Source organism: Enterococcus infantis (genome assembly GCF_049166715.1).
GTDB lineage: Bacteria > Bacillota > Bacilli > Lactobacillales > Enterococcaceae > Enterococcus_C > Enterococcus_C leclercqii.
Genome location: NZ_JBMHFB010000026.1, coordinates 1 through 1,345 on the forward strand (window position 1 = coordinate 1; position 1,345 = coordinate 1,345).

Genomic DNA, 1,345 nt, shown 5'->3' on the forward strand with positions numbered 1-1,345 from the left:
CATGGAGATATCCCTTTCTTGGTGAGTGTGTTTTAGTCGACTTCATTCTATCAATTTGGGTATCTCTTTTTCTATACTTCGCATACAAAAAAAGTGTTGGAAGAAAATCGGAGATTTTCCACCAACAATAAATATTGTAGAACCAAAAAAACTTCCATCGATAAACGATGGAAGTTAATACCGGCGGCCGGGGTCGAACCGGCACGCCCTCAACGGGCACTGGATTTTGAGTCCAGCGCGTCTGCCAATTCCGCCACGCCGGCATGTTGAAGGTACTTATAGCAGTACGAAGGCGCTAACCGGATTTGAACCGGTGAATGAAGGTTTTGCAGACCTCTGCCTTACCACTTGGCTATAGCGCCATTATACTATTGTATGATTTCAATGAAATCAACTGGGGTAGCTGGATTCGAACCAACGCATGAGGGAGTCAAAGTCCCTTGCCTTACCGCTTGGCTATACCCCAATGTAAAGGGCGACCGATGGGAATCGAACCCACGAATGCCGGAGCCACAATCCGGTGCGTTAACCACTTCGCCACGGTCGCCATAATATGGCAGGGGTAGCAGGAATTGAACCCACACTAACGGTTTTGGAGACCGCTGTTCTACCTTTAAACTATACCCCTAGTTATAAATGGAGGAGAGTGGATTCGAACCACTGAACCCGAAGGAACGGATTTACAGTCCGTCGCGTTTAGCCTCTTCGCTACTCCTCCATGGTGGCGCGGGACAGAATCGAACTGCCGACACATGGAGCTTCAATCCATTGCTCTACCAACTGAGCTACCGAGCCACAATTATAAAATTGTTTGTTAATCAAATCTTTAAAATGGCGGTCCCGACGGGACTCGAACCCGCGATCTCCTGCGTGACAGGCAGGCGTGATAACCACTACACTACGGGACCAACATTTAATGGGGGTTAACGGGATCGAACCGCTGACCCTCTGCTTGTAAGGCAGATGCTCTCCCAGCTGAGCTAAACCCCCAAATATTCGATTAATGATCCGTACGGGATTCGAACCCGTGTTACCGCCGTGAAAGGGCGGTGTCTTAACCACTTGACCAACGGACCAGTCAAAACGGAGAGTAAGGGATTTGAACCCTTGAGACAGGGTATACCCATCTACATGATTTCCAATCATGCTCCTTCGGCCACTCGGACAACTCTCCAAAGATAAAAGAAGCAATTACCCTACCCTTCTCAAAGATAGAGAACTCCGGCAGTAGGACTCGAACCTACGACATCATGATTAACAGTCATGCGCTACTACCAACTGAGCTATGCCGGAAAATTACAAACAGCGTGGCGACGTCCTACTCTCACACCGGGCAACCCGGCAC

The 1,345-nt window shown here is 48.8% G+C and carries 12 tRNA genes; all 12 read right to left on the bottom strand.

From position 1 onward, the window contains the following. Nucleotides 1-178: 178 nt before the first annotated feature. The 12 genes from ACOMA8_RS14615 to ACOMA8_RS14670 all read right to left on the bottom strand — a co-directional run bounded on the left by ACOMA8_RS14615 (nt 179) and on the right by ACOMA8_RS14670 (nt 1,293). Nucleotides 179-263: transfer RNA gene (locus tag ACOMA8_RS14615), tRNA-Leu, on the bottom strand. 27 nt (nt 264-290) lie between these two features. After that, nucleotides 291-362 (bottom strand) — tRNA-Cys (locus ACOMA8_RS14620). 32 nt (nt 363-394) lie between these two features. Continuing rightward, nucleotides 395-466, bottom strand: a tRNA-Gln gene (locus ACOMA8_RS14625). Between the two features lie 8 nt (nt 467-474). Further along, nucleotides 475-547: transfer RNA gene (locus ACOMA8_RS14630), tRNA-His, on the bottom strand. 7 nt (nt 548-554) lie between these two features. After that, a tRNA-Trp gene (locus ACOMA8_RS14635) sits at nt 555-628 on the bottom strand. 9 nt (nt 629-637) lie between these two features. Continuing rightward, nucleotides 638-718: transfer RNA gene (locus tag ACOMA8_RS14640), tRNA-Tyr, on the bottom strand. A 1-nt stretch (nt 719) separates the two neighbouring features. Further along, nucleotides 720-795: transfer RNA gene (locus ACOMA8_RS14645), tRNA-Phe, on the bottom strand. A gap of 37 nt (nt 796-832) precedes the next feature. Further along, nucleotides 833-908, bottom strand: a tRNA-Asp gene (locus ACOMA8_RS14650). A gap of 9 nt (nt 909-917) precedes the next feature. Then, a tRNA-Val gene (locus ACOMA8_RS14655) sits at nt 918-990 on the bottom strand. Nucleotides 991-1,004: 14 nt separating this feature from the next. Then, nucleotides 1,005-1,076: transfer RNA gene (locus ACOMA8_RS14660), tRNA-Glu, on the bottom strand. Between the two features lie 8 nt (nt 1,077-1,084). Further along, nucleotides 1,085-1,174 (bottom strand) — tRNA-Ser (locus ACOMA8_RS14665). A gap of 45 nt (nt 1,175-1,219) precedes the next feature. Then, nucleotides 1,220-1,293, bottom strand: a tRNA-Asn gene (locus tag ACOMA8_RS14670). Nucleotides 1,294-1,345: the final 52 nt, after the last annotated feature.